The organism is Streptomyces sp. NPDC024632, assembly GCF_055559175.1.
The window spans coordinates 141,183-155,174 of the sequence record NZ_JBVHLD010000011.1 but is presented as its reverse complement, the minus strand read 5'-3'; the positions used below and the strand labels follow the sequence as shown (position 1 = coordinate 155,174).

Annotated in this window: 16 protein-coding genes and 3 tRNA genes; 13 read left to right on the top strand and 6 right to left on the bottom strand. The window is 71.7% G+C overall.

Going from position 1 to position 13,992, the window contains the following annotated elements:
• Positions 1–74 precede the first annotated feature (74 nt).
• From ACZ37P_RS23570 to ACZ37P_RS23560, 3 genes are all read left to right on the top strand, one after another.
• Positions 75–146: transfer RNA gene (locus tag ACZ37P_RS23570), tRNA-Gln, on the top strand.
• Positions 147–173: 27 nt separating this feature from the next.
• A tRNA-Glu gene (locus tag ACZ37P_RS23565) sits at positions 174–246 on the top strand.
• Between the two features lie 61 nt (positions 247–307).
• Positions 308–380 (top strand) — tRNA-Glu (locus tag ACZ37P_RS23560).
• Between the two features lie 155 nt (positions 381–535).
• Here the strand turns inward: ACZ37P_RS23560 and ndgR are convergent.
• Positions 536–1,252 (bottom strand): IclR family transcriptional regulator NdgR, encoded by a 717-nt coding sequence (gene ndgR, locus ACZ37P_RS23555; protein WP_188284974.1) that lies wholly within the window; start codon positions 1,250–1,252, stop codon positions 536–538.
• A gap of 183 nt (positions 1,253–1,435) precedes the next feature.
• Here ndgR and leuC point away from each other — a divergent pair, with 183 nt between their 5' ends.
• The 4 genes from leuC to ACZ37P_RS23535 all read left to right on the top strand — a co-directional run bounded on the left by leuC (position 1,436) and on the right by ACZ37P_RS23535 (position 4,667).
• Entirely contained in the window at positions 1,436–2,860 is a 1,425-nt protein-coding gene (gene leuC / locus ACZ37P_RS23550; RefSeq protein WP_355349424.1) for a 3-isopropylmalate dehydratase large subunit, read from the top strand.
• 6 nt (positions 2,861–2,866) lie between these two features.
• Positions 2,867–3,472: a 3-isopropylmalate dehydratase small subunit gene (gene leuD, locus ACZ37P_RS23545; RefSeq protein WP_355349427.1), complete on the top strand. Its 606-nt coding sequence runs from the start codon at positions 2,867–2,869 to the stop codon at positions 3,470–3,472.
• A 220-nt stretch (positions 3,473–3,692) separates the two neighbouring features.
• Positions 3,693–3,917 (top strand): SCO5555 family protein, encoded by a 225-nt coding sequence (locus tag ACZ37P_RS23540; RefSeq protein ID WP_188284977.1) that lies wholly within the window; start codon positions 3,693–3,695, stop codon positions 3,915–3,917.
• Positions 3,918–4,049: 132 nt separating this feature from the next.
• Complete coding sequence (locus tag ACZ37P_RS23535) at positions 4,050–4,667, top strand: HU family DNA-binding protein (RefSeq protein WP_355349430.1); 618 nt, start codon at positions 4,050–4,052, stop codon at positions 4,665–4,667.
• A gap of 178 nt (positions 4,668–4,845) precedes the next feature.
• Here ACZ37P_RS23535 and ACZ37P_RS23530 read toward each other — a convergent pair whose 3' ends face one another.
• Complete coding sequence (locus ACZ37P_RS23530) at positions 4,846–5,073, bottom strand: hypothetical protein (protein ID WP_401306150.1); 228 nt, start codon at positions 5,071–5,073, stop codon at positions 4,846–4,848.
• 71 nt (positions 5,074–5,144) lie between these two features.
• Positions 5,145–5,798, bottom strand: coding sequence for a 2-phospho-L-lactate guanylyltransferase (cofC, locus tag ACZ37P_RS23525; protein WP_467348468.1), 654 nt, complete (start codon positions 5,796–5,798; stop codon positions 5,145–5,147).
• 151 nt (positions 5,799–5,949) lie between these two features.
• Here cofC and ACZ37P_RS23520 point away from each other — a divergent pair, with 151 nt between their 5' ends.
• The 3 genes from ACZ37P_RS23520 to ACZ37P_RS23510 are packed head-to-tail and all read left to right on the top strand — an operon-like array spanning position 5,950 to position 8,918.
• Positions 5,950–6,672 carry a lysophospholipid acyltransferase family protein gene (locus ACZ37P_RS23520; protein ID WP_355349439.1) on the top strand — a complete coding sequence of 241 codons (723 nt, stop codon included), beginning with the start codon at positions 5,950–5,952 and terminating at the stop codon, positions 6,670–6,672.
• Positions 6,669–7,670 carry an NAD(P)H-dependent glycerol-3-phosphate dehydrogenase gene (locus tag ACZ37P_RS23515; RefSeq protein ID WP_355349442.1) on the top strand — a complete coding sequence of 334 codons (1,002 nt, stop codon included), beginning with the start codon at positions 6,669–6,671 and terminating at the stop codon, positions 7,668–7,670. Before ACZ37P_RS23520 ends, ACZ37P_RS23515 begins: the two co-directional genes overlap by 4 nt.
• A gap of 12 nt (positions 7,671–7,682) precedes the next feature.
• Positions 7,683–8,918 carry a D-alanine--D-alanine ligase family protein gene (locus ACZ37P_RS23510; RefSeq protein ID WP_391050363.1) on the top strand — a complete coding sequence of 412 codons (1,236 nt, stop codon included), beginning with the start codon at positions 7,683–7,685 and terminating at the stop codon, positions 8,916–8,918.
• A gap of 57 nt (positions 8,919–8,975) precedes the next feature.
• On the opposite strand, the gene ACZ37P_RS23505 is transcribed toward ACZ37P_RS23510, so the two are convergent.
• Together ACZ37P_RS23505 and ACZ37P_RS23500 are read right to left on the bottom strand one after the other, a co-directional pair.
• Positions 8,976–9,422 carry a DUF3515 domain-containing protein gene (locus ACZ37P_RS23505; protein WP_355349448.1) on the bottom strand — a complete coding sequence of 149 codons (447 nt, stop codon included), beginning with the start codon at positions 9,420–9,422 and terminating at the stop codon, positions 8,976–8,978.
• A gap of 51 nt (positions 9,423–9,473) precedes the next feature.
• Positions 9,474–9,707, bottom strand: coding sequence for an Lrp/AsnC family transcriptional regulator (locus ACZ37P_RS23500; protein WP_188284985.1), 234 nt, complete (start codon positions 9,705–9,707; stop codon positions 9,474–9,476).
• 179 nt (positions 9,708–9,886) lie between these two features.
• On the opposite strand from ACZ37P_RS23500, the gene ACZ37P_RS23495 reads away from it, so the two are divergent.
• Together ACZ37P_RS23495 and thiD are read left to right on the top strand one after the other, a co-directional pair.
• The gene (locus tag ACZ37P_RS23495; RefSeq protein ID WP_467348466.1) at positions 9,887–10,852 is read left to right on the top strand and encodes a thiamine-phosphate kinase; all 966 of its coding nucleotides are present in this window, start codon (positions 9,887–9,889) and stop codon (positions 10,850–10,852) included.
• 101 nt (positions 10,853–10,953) lie between these two features.
• On the top strand, positions 10,954–11,742 hold the full coding sequence (thiD, locus tag ACZ37P_RS23490; RefSeq protein ID WP_402711267.1) for a bifunctional hydroxymethylpyrimidine kinase/phosphomethylpyrimidine kinase: 789 nt from the start codon (positions 10,954–10,956) through the stop codon (positions 11,740–11,742).
• 120 nt (positions 11,743–11,862) lie between these two features.
• Here the strand turns inward: thiD and rpmB are convergent, their stop codons facing one another.
• Positions 11,863–12,048, bottom strand: coding sequence for a 50S ribosomal protein L28 (gene rpmB / locus ACZ37P_RS23485; protein WP_028426177.1), 186 nt, complete (start codon positions 12,046–12,048; stop codon positions 11,863–11,865).
• Positions 12,049–12,326: 278 nt separating this feature from the next.
• On the opposite strand from rpmB, the gene ACZ37P_RS23480 reads away from it, so the two are divergent.
• Positions 12,327–13,976 (top strand): DAK2 domain-containing protein, encoded by a 1,650-nt coding sequence (locus ACZ37P_RS23480; protein ID WP_355349455.1) that lies wholly within the window; start codon positions 12,327–12,329, stop codon positions 13,974–13,976.
• Positions 13,977–13,992: the final 16 nt, after the last annotated feature.

Below are 13,992 nucleotides of genomic sequence, written 5' to 3'. Positions count from 1 at the left end.
GCCGCCCGAGAGGGCCGAAAGGTCCGGCAGGGGGGCGTGATCCAAGCACAATCCCGCAAGGGGTTGCGTTTTGATGGGGTATGGTGTAATTGGCAACACGGCTGATTCTGGTTCAGTTGTTCTAGGTTCGAGTCCTGGTACCCCAGCGCATAGTTCAGTGCATTGCAGTGCGAGCCCCCGTTGTGTAGCGGCCTAGCACGCCGCCCTCTCAAGGCGGTAGCGCCGGTTCGAATCCGGTCGGGGGTACAGATCCTTCCCGCGTGATCACCTGGGTCGCACCCGTTGGTCATGATGCAGGATCGCTAGGGCCCCCGTTGTGTAGCGGCCTAGCACGCCGCCCTCTCAAGGCGGTAGCGCCGGTTCGAATCCGGTCGGGGGTACGCAAGCAGAGAAGTAACGGTACGGCCGAGGTCCTCACTCAGGTGGGGGCCTTTTTCGTTTCCGGCCGTCGTTCCCGGCCGTCGTCCTCTCCCGCGGTCCAACCGCCGTACCGGGCAGGGGCGTTCGCGCACCGGCGGCCCCTGCCGAGGACGGTTCAGCCGCTGCGGCGCAGCGCCTCGCTCAGCCGGGCCGCGGCGTCGATGACGGCCTGCGCGTGCATCCGGCCCGGGTGCCGGGTCAGCCGCTCGATCGGTCCCGAGACGGAGACGGCGGCGACCACGCGGTTGGAGGGGCCGCGGACGGGCGCGGACACCGAGGCGACACCGGGCTCCCGCTCGCCGATCGACTGCGACCAGCCGCGGCGGCGTACGCCCGACAGCGCGGTGGCGGTGAAGCGCGCGCCCTGGAGGCCGCGGTGCAGCCGCTCGGGCTCCTCCCAGGCCATCAGGACCTGCGCGGCGGACCCGGCCTTCATCGGGAGCGTGGAGCCGACCGGCACGGTGTCCCGCAGGCCGGAAAGGCGCTCCGCCGCGGCCACGCAGATGCGCATGTCGCCCTGACGGCGGTAGAGCTGGGCACTTTCTCCCGTGACGTCCCGCAGGTGGGTCAGGACCGGGCCCGCCGTCGCCAGCAGCCGGTCCTCGCCCGCGGCGGCGGCCAGCTCCGACAGCCGCGGTCCCAGGATGAAACGGCCCTGCATGTCGCGGGCCACCATGCGGTGGTGTTCGAGCGCGACCGCCAGGCGGTGCGCGGTGGGGCGGGCCAGGCCCGTGGCGCCGACGAGGCCGGCCAGGGTGGCCGGTCCCGACTCCAGTGCGCTGAGCACCAGAGCCGCCTTGTCGAGAACGCCGACGCCGCTAGAATTGTCCATGCAACGATATTCGCGTCTCACACTGTGAAACGCAAGCTCAATTTTCCGGGGAAGCCGTCAGGCTGGGGGCACAGGGCAGGACCGCCGTGCTCCCGCGGAGACACCAGGGGAACCGACGGCGTCCGGCATACACGTGCACCACACACGAGTTGGCCCGCGAGGGTGCGGGCCGGAGGGACAGCGATGGGTAGGACACTCGCGGAAAAAGTCTGGGACGACCATGTCGTCCGCCGCGTCGAGGGCGAGCCCGATCTGCTCTTCATCGATCTTCACCTGCTCCACGAGGTGACCAGCCCCCAGGCGTTCGACGGGCTGCGGATGAACGGCCGACCGGTGCGGCGTACCGACCTCACCATCGCCACCGAGGACCACAACACCCCCACCCTCGACATCGACAAGCCCATCGCGGACCCGGTCTCCCGCACCCAGCTCGAAACGCTGCGCAAGAACTGCGCGGAGTTCGGCGTACGGCTGCACCCGCTGGGCGACGTCGAGCAGGGCGTCGTCCACGTGGTGGGCCCGCAGCTCGGGCTGACCCAGCCGGGCACCACCGTGGTCTGCGGCGACTCGCACACCTCCACGCACGGCGCCTTCGGCGCGCTGGCGTTCGGCATCGGCACCTCCCAGGTCGAACACGTGCTGGCCACCCAGACGCTGCCGCTCGCGCCGTTCAAAACGATGGCGATCACCGTGGACGGCGAACTGCCCCCCGGCGTCACCGCCAAGGACCTGATCCTCGCCGTGATCACGCAGATCGGCACCGGCGGCGGCCAGGGTTATGTCATCGAATACCGCGGCTCCGCCATCGAGAAGCTGTCGATGGAATCGCGGATGACCGTCTGCAACATGTCGATCGAGGCGGGCGCGCGGGCCGGCATGATCGCCCCCGACCAGACCACGTTCGACTACCTGGAAGGGCGCGTGCACGCCCCCAAGGGCGCGGACTGGGACGCGGCGGTGGCGTACTGGAAGACGCTGCGCACCGACGACGACGCGGTCTTCGACCACGAGGTGCGGATCGACGCCGCCACCCTGGCGCCGTTCGTCACCTGGGGCACCAACCCCGGCCAGGGCGCGCCGCTGAGCGCGGCCGTGCCGGACCCGGCGTCCTTCGCCGACCCCGGCGACCGGCTCTCCGCCGAGAAGGCGCTGGAGTACATGGGCCTGTCCGCGGGCCAGCCGCTGCGCGAGGTCGCCGTGGACACCGTCTTCGTCGGCTCCTGCACCAACGGCCGGATCGAGGACCTGCGGGCCGCCGCGTCGGTCGTCGAGGGCCGCAAGGTGGCCGACGGCGTCCGCATGCTGGTCGTGCCGGGCTCCGTACGGGTCGCGTTGCAGGCCGTCGAGGAGGGCCTGGACAAGGTGTTCACCGCCGCCGGCGCCGAATGGCGGCACGCGGGTTGCTCGATGTGCCTGGGTATGAACCCGGACCAACTCGCCCCCGGCGAGCGCTCCGCGTCCACCTCGAACCGCAACTTCGAGGGCCGGCAGGGCAAGGGCGGCCGTACGCACCTGGTCTCGCCGCAGGTGGCCGCCGCCACCGCGGTGCTCGGCCACCTCGCCTCGCCCGCCGACCTGTCCGACGCCCCTGTCCTGACGGAGGTCTGAGCCCCCATGGAAGCCTTCACCACGCACACCGGCCGGGCCGTACCGCTGCGCCGCGGCAATGTGGACACCGACCAGATCATCCCCGCGCACTGGCTGAAGAAGGTCACGCGCAACGGATTCGAGGACGGGCTGTTCGAAGCCTGGCGCAAGGACGAGAACTTCGTCCTCAACGCCCCCGAGCGGCAGGGCGCCACCGTGCTCGTCGCCGGACCCGACTTCGGCACCGGTTCGTCGCGCGAACACGCGGTCTGGGCCTTGCAGAACTACGGCTTCAAGACCGTGATCTCGTCCCGCTTCGCGGACATCTTCCGCGGCAATTCGCTGAAGAACGGCCTGCTCACGGTCGTATTGCCGCAGGAGACGGTGGAATCGCTCTGGAAGCTGGTCGAGGCCGACCCGCAGGCCGAGATCACCGTCGACCTGGTGGCCCGCGAGGTGCGCGCCGAGGGCCCCGGTGTGTCGCTGACCGAGGCGTTCGAACTGGACGACAACGCCCGCTGGCGGCTGCTGGAAGGGCTGGACGACATCAGCCTGACCCTCGCCAACGAGGCCGACATCTCGGCGTTCGAAGCCGGCCGCCCGTCCTTCAAGCCGAGCACCGTGCAGGTCTGACCGACCCGTTCGGCCCTGTTCGGCCCCAAGAAGCGCCCTCTGCCCGTCCGCAGAGGGCGCTTCTGCGTGTCCGGGCGATGTCTGGGCCGGTCCCGAAGTGCCCGTGGGGGCGGCCCAGGAGGGTCCGTCCGGGCGGTCCAGGAGTGTCCGGAAAACGGCCCGGAACACCCGGTTGGCCCTGTCGCTCCCGACAACTCGCCGCAGATGGCACAATCGACGCATGGAACGCGACGGCCAACTCCAGCTCTACGGGGTTCTCGCCGCGCGTCTGAAGCAGGCGCATCTGCGCGTCGCGAATCCCGAAGTCCCTGATGGGACACGGCGGGAGTTGAGTCGCCGGCTGCTCGCGGTGACCGCTGTGGCGAAGCACGATCTCGCCGACGCGGCACGGCGCCTGGACGTGTTAACGGCTGAGTTGGACGACCTCGGAATCCCGGATCGCTGATCCCGTAGAGCACCGAGTTCGTTGCGGCACAAGGGTGATTCGCCCGTTTCGTATTTGATTTGCGGTATATATCCGCCTAGCGTGCGAAAAAGCCCGCACTCATTCGCCGGGCAAGTTTCCGAAGGGGAAGACGTGAACAAGGCGCAGCTCGTAGAAGCGATTGCCGACAAGGTAGGTGGCCGCCAGGCCGCCGCGGACGCGGTTGACGCGGTTCTCGACGCGATCGTCCGTGCGACGGTCTCGGGCGACCGGGTCTCGGTCACCGGTTTCGGTTCGTTCGAGAAGGTGGAGCGTCCGGCCCGTTACGCCCGCAATCCCCAGACCGGGGAGCGGGTCCGGGTCAAGAAGACCTCGGTGCCGCGGTTCCGCGCGGGTCAGGGCTTCAAGGACCTGGTCAGCGGCACCAAGAAGCTCCCGAAGAACGACGTCGCGGTGAAGAAGGCGCCCAAGGGCAGCCTCAGCGGCGGCGCTTCCACCACCACGAGGACCACCACCAAGAAGGCGGCGGCCAAGAAGGTCACCGCGGCCAAGAAGACGGTCGCGAAGAAGGCCTCCGCCGCCAAGAAGACCGCCGCGGCCAAGACCACGGCGGCCAAGAAGACCACCGCCAAGAAGGCCACGGCGAAGAAGACCACCGCCAAGAAGGCGGCGGCCAAGAAGGCCCCGGCCAAGAAGGTCGCCGCGAAGAAGGCCCCGGCCAAGCGCGCGACCGCCCGCAAGACCGCCGCCAAGCGGAGCGCCACCAGGTAGTAGTCCGTCCCACGGACCGCGACGGGCCGGGTTCCCCCAGGGGAGCCCGGCCCGCGCTCGTTTTTTTGGCCGCCTTCTCTCCCCCGGACTCCGTCCGGGGGCGCCCCCACGGGCGGCTTGGACCCGCCTTTGGCTCGCCGGCTACCGGCGAACCGCCCTGCGTCAGGGAGCCCCTTCGCTACACCTTCGGTCCCGCGGGGTCCGGGAAGGTCTGGAGGGTGATGAAGACCACCCGGCGGGTGTCGGCGGAGCCGTCGGTGCGGATGCGGACGCGCTGGCCGGGGCGCAGGAGGCGCAGGCCGCCCGCGTCGAAGGCGGCGGCGTCGAAGGGCAGCGGCGTCCCGTCGTCGAGGAGCACGCTGCCGCCGCGGGTCTCGGGGTCGTAGGTGAACGCGGTTGCCTGCATGGGCCGCAGCCTAGTGCCCGGCCCGGGGGAGACCGCCGGTCACGGCACGGGTGCCCGGCCCGGCCGGTGGTTCAGTCCGCGATCAGCAGCCCGGCGGCGGCCAGCGCCGTACGTTCGCCGACGCCCAGGGCCAGGGCCGCGCGCAGGTCGTCGCCGGTGTCCACGTCCTGCCGCACCGACGGCACCCGCCGCAGGGCGATCTCGCGGGCCCCGGTGGCCAGGTGGCGGGCGCGGGAGGCGCCGCCGAAGGCGGGGGAGAGGGCCGAACCGCGCGGAGCGGCGAGCAAGGTTGTCCCCACACCGGCCGCGTCGGCCAGAAAAGCCCGCTCCTGGCCGCCCGCGGCCTCCTGGAGCACCCATGCCAGCTCAGCGGGCCGCAAGGCCGGGAGATCGCCGTTCAGCGCCGCGACCGCCGCGTACGGATCGCGGGCCCGCACCCGGTCCGCCCCGTACCGCAGCGCGGCGTTCAGCCCCGCCGCCGGGGCGTCGGGCACCACGAAGGCACCCAGGGCGGCCAGCTCCGCCCCGGCCCGCTCGTCGTCCGTGACCACGGTCACGTCGGCCACCTCGGCGCAGGCCAGCGCCGCCGCGACCGTGTCCAGCGCGAACGCCAGGGCCAGCGCGGGCCGTACCGCACCGGCCGCCGTGGCCAACCGGCTCTTGGCCACGGCCAGCGGCTTCAGCGGCACGACAAGGGACCACTTCCAGGTCACATCTATCGCCACCGCACCATTGTGCGGCCTTCCCCAGGCGCCCCACGGGCCGCCGGGCCCTGGCGTTAACGTGTCCATAGCCGCAGACTTGTGCGGCTGCCGCACGGGTGGTGCTGCGCGAGCCTCTACGAGCGCGGCGTCACAGCAACGAAGAGGAGTCCTGGTGTCCCGCCGCAGAATCGGTTTCTGGTACCGCCTGGCGGCCGTCATCGCGAAACCGCCGCTCATTGTGCTGTTCAAGCGGGACTGGCACGGAATGGAGCACATTCCGGCCGACGGCGGTTTCATCACGGCGGTGAACCACAACTCGTACCTGGACCCGCTGTCGTACGCGCATTTCCAGTACAACACCGGCCGCGTCCCCCGCTTCCTGGCCAAGGCGGGGCTCTTCAAGCCCTTCTTCGTCGGCACGATGCTGCGCGGCACCGGCCAGATCCCCGTCTTCCGCGAGACCACCGACGCCGCGAACGCCTTCCGCGCCGCCGTCGACGCCATCAACTCCGGCGAGTGCGTCGCCTTCTACCCCGAAGGCACCCTCACCCGTGACCCCGACATGTGGCCGATGGTCTCCAAGACCGGCGTCGCCCGCGTCGCGCTGCTCACCAAGGCGCCCGTGATCCCCGTCGCCCAGTGGGGCGCCAACGAGGCCGTGCCGCCGTACGCCAAGAGCAAGCGCGTACGCCTGCTGCCGCGCAAGACGCTGCGGGTGCTCGCGGGCGAACCCGTCGACCTGACCGCGTTCTACGGCCAGGACCCCACCCCCGACGTGCTGCGCGCCGTCACCGAGACCATCATGCTCGCGGTCACCGCGCTGCTCGCCGAGGTACGCCAGGAACCCGCGCCCGCCGGTCTCTACGACCCGCGCAAGGCACGGGAGGGCGCATGACGGTCCGCTGCGCCGTCTACGGCACCGGCTCCTGGGGCACCGCCTTCTCGATGGTCCTCGCCGACGCCGGGTGCGAGGTGGCGCTCTGGGGCCGCCGCCCCGAGCTGACCGCGGCGATCAACGCCGACCGCAGGAACCCCGAATACCTCCCCGACCTCGAACTGCCCGCCGCCGTCACCGCCACCGCGGACCCCGCGGAAGCCGCCGCCGACGCCGAATTCGTCATCCTGTGCGTCCCGTCCCAGACGCTGCGCGCCAACCTCGCCGACTGGGCACCGCTGCTGCGCCCCGACGCGGTCCTGGTCAGCCTGATGAAGGGCGTCGAACTGGGCACCGCCAAGCTGATGAGCGAGGTGATCGAGGAGGTCGCCAAGGCAGGACCCGACCGCGTCGCCGTCCTGTCGGGCCCCAACCTCGCCCCGGAGATCGCCGCCAGGCAGCCCGCCGCCGCCGTCGTCGCCAGCCGCGACGAAGCCGTCGCCCGCCGCTTCCAGGCCGCCTGCCACACCGGCTACTTCCGCCCGTACACCAACACCGACGTCGTCGGCGTCGAACTGGGCGGCGCCGTCAAGAACGTCATCGGCCTCGCGGTCGGCATCGCCGACGGCATGGGCCTGGGCGACAACACCAAGGCGTCCCTGATCACCCGCGGCCTGGCCGAGACCACCAGGCTCGGCATGGCGATGGGCGCCGACGCGCACACCTTCGCCGGCCTCGCGGGCATGGGCGACCTGGTCGCCACCTGCTCCTCACCGCTGTCGCGCAACCACACCTTCGGCATGAACCTCGGCCGCGGCATGACCCTGGCCGAGACCATCGCCGTCACCAGCCAGACGGCCGAGGGCGTCAAGTCCTGCGAGTCCGTGGCCGATCTGGCCCGCAGGCACGGCGTCGACATGCCGCTGACGGACACCGTGGTCGACATCGTGCACAACGGGAAACCGCCCGTCGTGGCCGTACAGGAGTTGATGTCACGCTCCGCCAAGCCGGAACGGTAGGGTCATCGCGACATGAGCAACCTTGCATCCCACGACAGCTCCCAGAGCCCTGACCGGCGCGAATCCGGCCCGGACCGGCCCGCGGACCCGTACGCGGACCGGCGCGTGGTAGGCCACGCGAGCGAGAACTACCCGCGCAAGCCGCGGGTCGCGGTCGTCTTCGGCGGACGCAGCTCCGAGCACGGCGTCTCGGTGGTCACCGCGGCCAGCGTGCTCAGCGCCATCGACCGCGACAAGTACGACGTCCTGCCCATCGGCATCACCACCGAGGGCCGCTGGGCACTGACCGCGGACGCCCCCGAGCGGATGGCCATCGCCGACCGCCGGATGCCGACCGTCGAACAGGTCACCGACCACGAGGGCGCCGTCATGCTCCCGGTCGACCCGGCCAACCGCGAGGTCGTCTACACCGAAGCGGGCGCCGTCCCCAAGGCGCTCGGCGAGGTCGACGTCGTCTTCCCCATGCTGCACGGCCCGTACGGCGAGGACGGCACCCTCCAGGGCCTGCTCGAACTCTCCGGCGTCCCGTACGTCGGCGCGGGCGTGCTCGCCTCCGCCGTCGGCATGGACAAGGAGTACATGAAGCGCGTCTTCACCTCCTTCGGCCTGGCCGTCGGCCCCTACACCGTCATCCGCCCCCGCGAATGGGAACGCGACAGCGACGCCGTACGCCGCAAGGTCACCGACTTCGCCGCCGAGCACGGCTGGCCGCTGTTCGTGAAGCCCGCCCGCGCCGGATCGTCCTTCGGCATCACCAAGGTCGAAGGCCCGGAAGGGCTCGACGCGGCCATCACCGAGGCCAGGCGGCACGACCCCAAGGTCATCGTCGAAGCGCTGCTGCGCGGACGCGAGATCGAATGCGGCGTCCTGGAGTTCGAGGACGGCCCGCGCGCCTCCGTACCGGCCGAGATCCCGCCGGTCACCAGCCACGCGTTCTACGACTTCGAGGCGAAGTACATCGACTCCGCCGAGGGAATCGTTCCTGCGCCGCTCACCGAGGAGCAGACCGCCGAGGTACGGCGGCTCGCCGTCGAGGCGTTCGAGGCCGCGTCCTGCGAGGGCCTGGTCCGCGCCGACTTCTTCCTGCTGGACAGCGGGGAGTTCGTCATCAACGAGATCAACACGATGCCGGGCTTCACCCCGATCTCGATGTACCCGCGGATGTGGCAGGAGACGGGCGTCGACTACCGGCAACTGGTCGACCTGCTCATCCAGGCGGCGCTGCGCCGCTCGACCGGCCTGCGCTAGCCCGCCGGGGCCGCGCCTGTGCGCGGCCTTCGGACGGACAGCCGAACCCCGAGGGGGTCAGACCCCCTCGGGGATCGTGCGCTTGATCGCGTCCGCGAGATCCGTCAGCGGACTGATGTCATGGGCGAAACGCTTCGGCAGAGCCACCTCGACATACGCCTTGCGCAGCGTTGTCGTCATCAGCACCCCACCGTCGGCTCCCTGCTCCACCGACCAGGAGACGCCGTCCACCTCGGCGCCGTAAGTGGAGGGGTCCGCGTCGGCGGCGGGCCGCGGGACACCGCAGCGCAACACGATCGGCGGATTGCCCCACCCGGCTGTCAGCTCCGATTCCGGCTTGAGATCATGCCGGGAGAGACCGTCGACTTTCGCGGGCAGATCGCCGTACAGCGCGTGACAGTATCCGGCGACACGTGCGTCAGGAACCGGTACGGCGATCGCTTCGTCCGTACCGGACGTGAACGCGTAGACCGCCGCCGCAGAAAGGCACGCGACGGCGGACACGGCGGTCAGTACAACTCGGCGATACAGCATCACCGGTGAGCATAGTGGGGGCTAGATATGGACGACGGGGCAGGTCAACGTTCGAGTGATGCCGTCCGCCTGCTGGACTTTGGCGACCACCATGCGGCCGAGATCATCGACCGTGTCTGCTTGGGCCCTGACGATGACGTCATAAGGACCGGTGACGTCCTCGGCCTGAATGACTCCTTCGATCTTGGAGATCACCTCCGCTACTGCCGAGGCTTTGCCGACCTCGGTCTGGATCAGGATGTACGCCTGTACCACGGAACCTCCAGGGCGGCTTCGAGGATCATGTGGGAAGGGGGACGCCACGTTATCGCGTCGTCGCGCACAGCGGGGAGACCCGCGCGGTACCTGACCCCCGTATTGACGGGTCTCACGCCCGTATTGACGGGAAACACGCAGCAGAACCGGCTCAGGCCGCGACTCGAGGGGACGTTGGGATGAAGGGGACTGTGGGCGAGTTGGGCGAGTTCGGGCTCATCAGGGAGTTGACCTCCCGGCTCACCACCACATCCGCGGTGAAAATCGGACCGGGTGACGACGCGGCCGTGGTCGCCGCGCCCGACCGCCGGGTGGTCGCCACCACGGACGTCCTCATCGAGGGCCGCCACTTCCGCCGCGACTGGTCCACCGCCTACGACGTGGGCCGCAAGGCCGCCGCGCAGAACCTCGCCGACATCGCCGCCATGGGCGCCTTCCCCACCGCCGTGCTGCTCGGCCTCGTCGTCCCCGCCGAACTCCCCGCCACCTGGGCCGTCGAACTCATGGACGGCATCCGCGACGAGTGCCAGGTCGCGGGAGCGGCCGTGGTCGGCGGCGACGTCGTACGCGGCGACACCATCACGGTGGCCGTCACCGCGCTCGGCGACCTCCGCAGCCGCGAGGCCATCACCCGATCGGGTGCCCGCGCGGGCGACATCATCGCCGTCACCGGCTGGCTCGGCTGGTCCGCCGCCGGACTCGCCGTGCTCTCCCGCGGCTTCCGCTCCCCGCGCGCCTTCGTGGAGGCCCACCGCCGCCCGGAACCGCCGTACCACGCGGGCCCCGCGGCGGCCGAACTCGGCGCCACCGCCATGACCGACGTCAGCGACGGCCTGGTCGCCGACCTCGGCCACATCGCCGCCGCCAGCGGCGTCGACATCGACCTGCGCTCCGCCGACATCGACGTACCCGCCCAGATGTCCGACATCGGGCAGGCCGTGGGCGTCGACCCGCTGCATTGGGTGCTCACCGGCGGCGAGGACCACGCGATCGTCGCCGCCTTCCCCCGCGATGTGAAGCTGCCCGCCCGCTGGCGGGTCATCGGCGCCGTCAGCGCCCCCGGGGGCCGCACCCCGCAGGTCACCGTGGACGGCGCGCCCTGGGACAAGGCGGGCGGCTGGGACCACTTCGGGGACGAGGAGTGACCCTCCCGAACCCCGGCCTCCCGAACCCCGGCCTCCCGCGCCCCACCGTCCCAGACCCCGGCCTCCCGAACCCCGCGCCTGTGCGGGCGGCCCCCGCCCGGGTGCTCACCGTCGCCGGATCCGACTCCGGCGGCGGCGCGGGCATCCAGGCCGACCTCAAGACGATGCTCGCCCTCGGCGTGCACGGCATGAGCGTGCTCACCGCCGTCACCGCGCAGAATTCGCTGGGCGTGCACGGCGTCTGGGACCTGCCGGAGGCGGCCGTACGCGCCCAGTTCCACGCCGTCGTCGGCGACATCGGGGTGGCGGCGGTCAAGACCGGCATGCTCTCCTCGGCGGCCCTGACCGAGACCGTCGCCGGTCTCCTCGCCGCTCTGGACGGCGGTGTCCCCGTCGTCGTCGACCCGGTCGGGATCTCCAAGCACGGCGACGCGCTGCTCGCCGAGGAAGCCGTCGAGACCGTACGCACCCGGCTGCTGCCGCTCGCCACCGTCGCCACCCCCAACCTGGACGAGGTCACCCAGCTCACCGGTCGTACCGTGCACGACGAGGCCGGCATGCGGGCCGCCGCCGACGCCGTACTCGCCCACGGGCCGCGCTGGGTCCTGGTCAAGGGCGGCCACCTCGCCGACAGCCGCTCGGCCGAGGCCGTCGACCTGCTCACCGACGGCGCCGCCGAGCACTGGTACCGCGCCCCGCGGCTCGACAACCGGCACACCCACGGGACGGGCTGCACCCTGGCCAGCGCGATCGCCTGCCACCTCGCCCTCGGCCGCGACGTGCCGGACGCCGTCGGGCGGGCGAAGACGTACGTGACCGGCGCCATCGCGGCGGGCTTCCCGCTCGGCGCCGGGACCGGCCCCGTCGACCACGGCTGGCGCACGCGCTGAGCCGTCACCCGAGCCGCACGGGCACCCGTACAACGCAAGAAAACCGGCCCACCCTGAGGTGGACCGGCATTCGAGTAGCCGCTAAGGCTGCGCTGCTACGACGTGATGTACGACGACGCGTCAGCGCGAGACCTTACCGGCCTTGATGCACGAGGTGCAGACATTGAGGCGCTTCGGCGTCCGCCCGACCACTGCACGCACGCGCTGGATGTTGGGGTTCCAACGACGCGGGGTACGGCGGTGCGAGTGGGAGATGCTGTTGCCGAAGCCCGGCCCCTTGCCGCAGACGTCGCAGTTGGCAGCCACGGGTCACTCCAAAGACTTCAGATGCACTTACGATGAAAAGCCTGAGAGAGCCCCAGGCAACCGGAGCAGCATACAACGACCGCTCCCGTACAACGAAACTACCATGGTCCGCGGGTGCCCAGATCCGGACGCCCGCCCCCGTGACCGGGGTCACCACCAGGCCGTTTCCGTGCGGTCACGGGCGGCCCCGTCGCCGCCCGGCCCGCTCCCGACCGCCCCGAAAGGGCCTAGGCTCACCTGGCAGTTCCCGATATCCCGGTGTTCCGCAGGAGGACCTGTTGCCGCCCTCGCTCGACGCTTCCGCGGTGCTCGCCTGGTGCCGCCTCTCGCTCCAGGCACTGGGCAGGGCCCGCGAGGAGATCGACGCGATCAACGTCTATCCCGTCGCGGACGGGGACACCGGCACCAATCTGTACCTGACGTTCGAGTCCGCCGCGCAGGCCGTGGAAGCGGTCTTCGACGCGCACGCGACGGCCGCCGCCCCCGCGACCCGGCCCACCCTCCCCGACGTGCTCCGCGCCATGTCGCACGGCGCCCTCATTGGCGCCCGCGGCAATTCCGGCACGATCCTCGCCCAGCTTCTGCGCGGCATGAACGAGGCGGTCGCCTCGCCCGCCGACGCCCCTGAACGGATCGGGGCCGCCGAACTGCGGCGGGCCCTGCGGATCGCCGCGGAATCGGCGTACGACGCGGTCGCCCGGCCGGTCGAGGGCACGATGCTCACGGTGGCCGTCGGCGCGGCCGACGCCGCGGAGGCCGCCACGGGCGGCGTCGACGAGGTCGTACGGGCCGCGTACGCCGGAGCGCGCGCCGCGCTGGCCGCCACCCCGGGACAGCTCGGCGTGCTGCGCCGCGCGGGAGTGGTCGACGCGGGCGGCCTCGGCCTGGTCGCCGTGCTCGGCGCGCTGGCCGACGCCGTGACCGGCGACGCCCCGGAACAGCCCCTGGCCGGAACGGACTTCCGCGCCGGGCACACCGTCCCGGTCGAGGACGAGGACCTGTGCCCCGACGACGCGGTCCCCGACGGCCCCGCCTTCGAGGTGATCTTCCTGCTGGAGGCCGCCGACTCCGCCGTCACCCTGCTGCGGGCCCGGCTCGACGCGCTCGGCGACTCCCTCGTCGTCGTCGGCGGCGACGGGCTCTTCCACGTGCACGTCCACGTGGACGACGTCGGCGCCGCCATCGAGGCGGGCATCGAGGCCGGCCGCCCGTACCGCATCCGCGTCACCCACTTCGCCGACCAGACCAGGCCGCGCACCGAACCCGCGCACCGCGCCGTCGTCGCCGTCGTCCGCGGCGACGGCCTGTCGGAACTGTGCGCCCGCGCCGGGGCCACCGTCGTCGCCGTCCGCCCCGGCGAACAGCCCGCCAGCGGCGAGATCGCCGCCGCCATCCGCCGCGCCCACGCCCTTGAGGTCGTCCTGCTGCCCAACGACCGCGACCTGCGGCACGCGGCGGGCGCCGCCGCGGAACAGGCCCGCGCCGACGGCGTCCGGGTCGCCCTCATCCCCACCCGCTCCGCCGTCCAGGGCCTGGCCGCCCTCGCCGTCCACGAGCCCTCCCGGCGCTTCGACGAGGACGTCGTCGCCATGACCTCCGCCGCCGGAGCCACCCGCTACGCCGAACTCGCCGTCGCCGAGCACCGCTCCTGGACCTCGGCCGGCATCTGCCAGGCCGGCGACATCCTCGGCCTCATCGACGGCGACGTCTCCGTCATCGGCACCACGCTCGCCGGTACCGCCACCGCCGTCCTGGACCGCATGCTCGCCGCCGGCGGCGAACTCGTCACCCTCATCCCGGGACCCGACGCCCCCGCCGACCTCACCGCCCACATCGAGTCCCACGTCCGCGAGGCCCACCTGGCGGTGGACACCGTGACCTACGAGGGCGGCCAGGGCACCTGCCCCCTGCTGGTGGGCGTCGAGTAACCCGCCCCTCCCGCGG

Excerpts from the sequence above, each read along its gene's own strand:
- ACZ37P_RS23495 (WP_467348466.1), top strand. The coding sequence starts at position 9,887 with ATGAAGGGGACTGTGGGCGAGTTGGGCGAGTTCGGGCTCATCAGGGAG.
- ACZ37P_RS23515 (WP_355349442.1), top strand. The coding sequence starts at position 6,669 with ATGACGGTCCGCTGCGCCGTCTACGGCACCGGCTCCTGGGGCACCGCC.
- leuD (WP_355349427.1), top strand. The coding sequence starts at position 2,867 with ATGGAAGCCTTCACCACGCACACCGGCCGGGCCGTACCGCTGCGCCGC.
- ndgR (WP_188284974.1), bottom strand. The coding sequence starts at position 1,252 with ATGGACAATTCTAGCGGCGTCGGCGTTCTCGACAAGGCGGCTCTGGTG.
- ACZ37P_RS23510 (WP_391050363.1), top strand. The coding sequence starts at position 7,683 with ATGAGCAACCTTGCATCCCACGACAGCTCCCAGAGCCCTGACCGGCGC.
- ACZ37P_RS23530 (WP_401306150.1), bottom strand. The coding sequence starts at position 5,073 with ATGCAGGCAACCGCGTTCACCTACGACCCCGAGACCCGCGGCGGCAGC.
- leuC (WP_355349424.1), top strand. The coding sequence starts at position 1,436 with ATGGGTAGGACACTCGCGGAAAAAGTCTGGGACGACCATGTCGTCCGC.
- ACZ37P_RS23540 (WP_188284977.1), top strand. The coding sequence starts at position 3,693 with ATGGAACGCGACGGCCAACTCCAGCTCTACGGGGTTCTCGCCGCGCGT.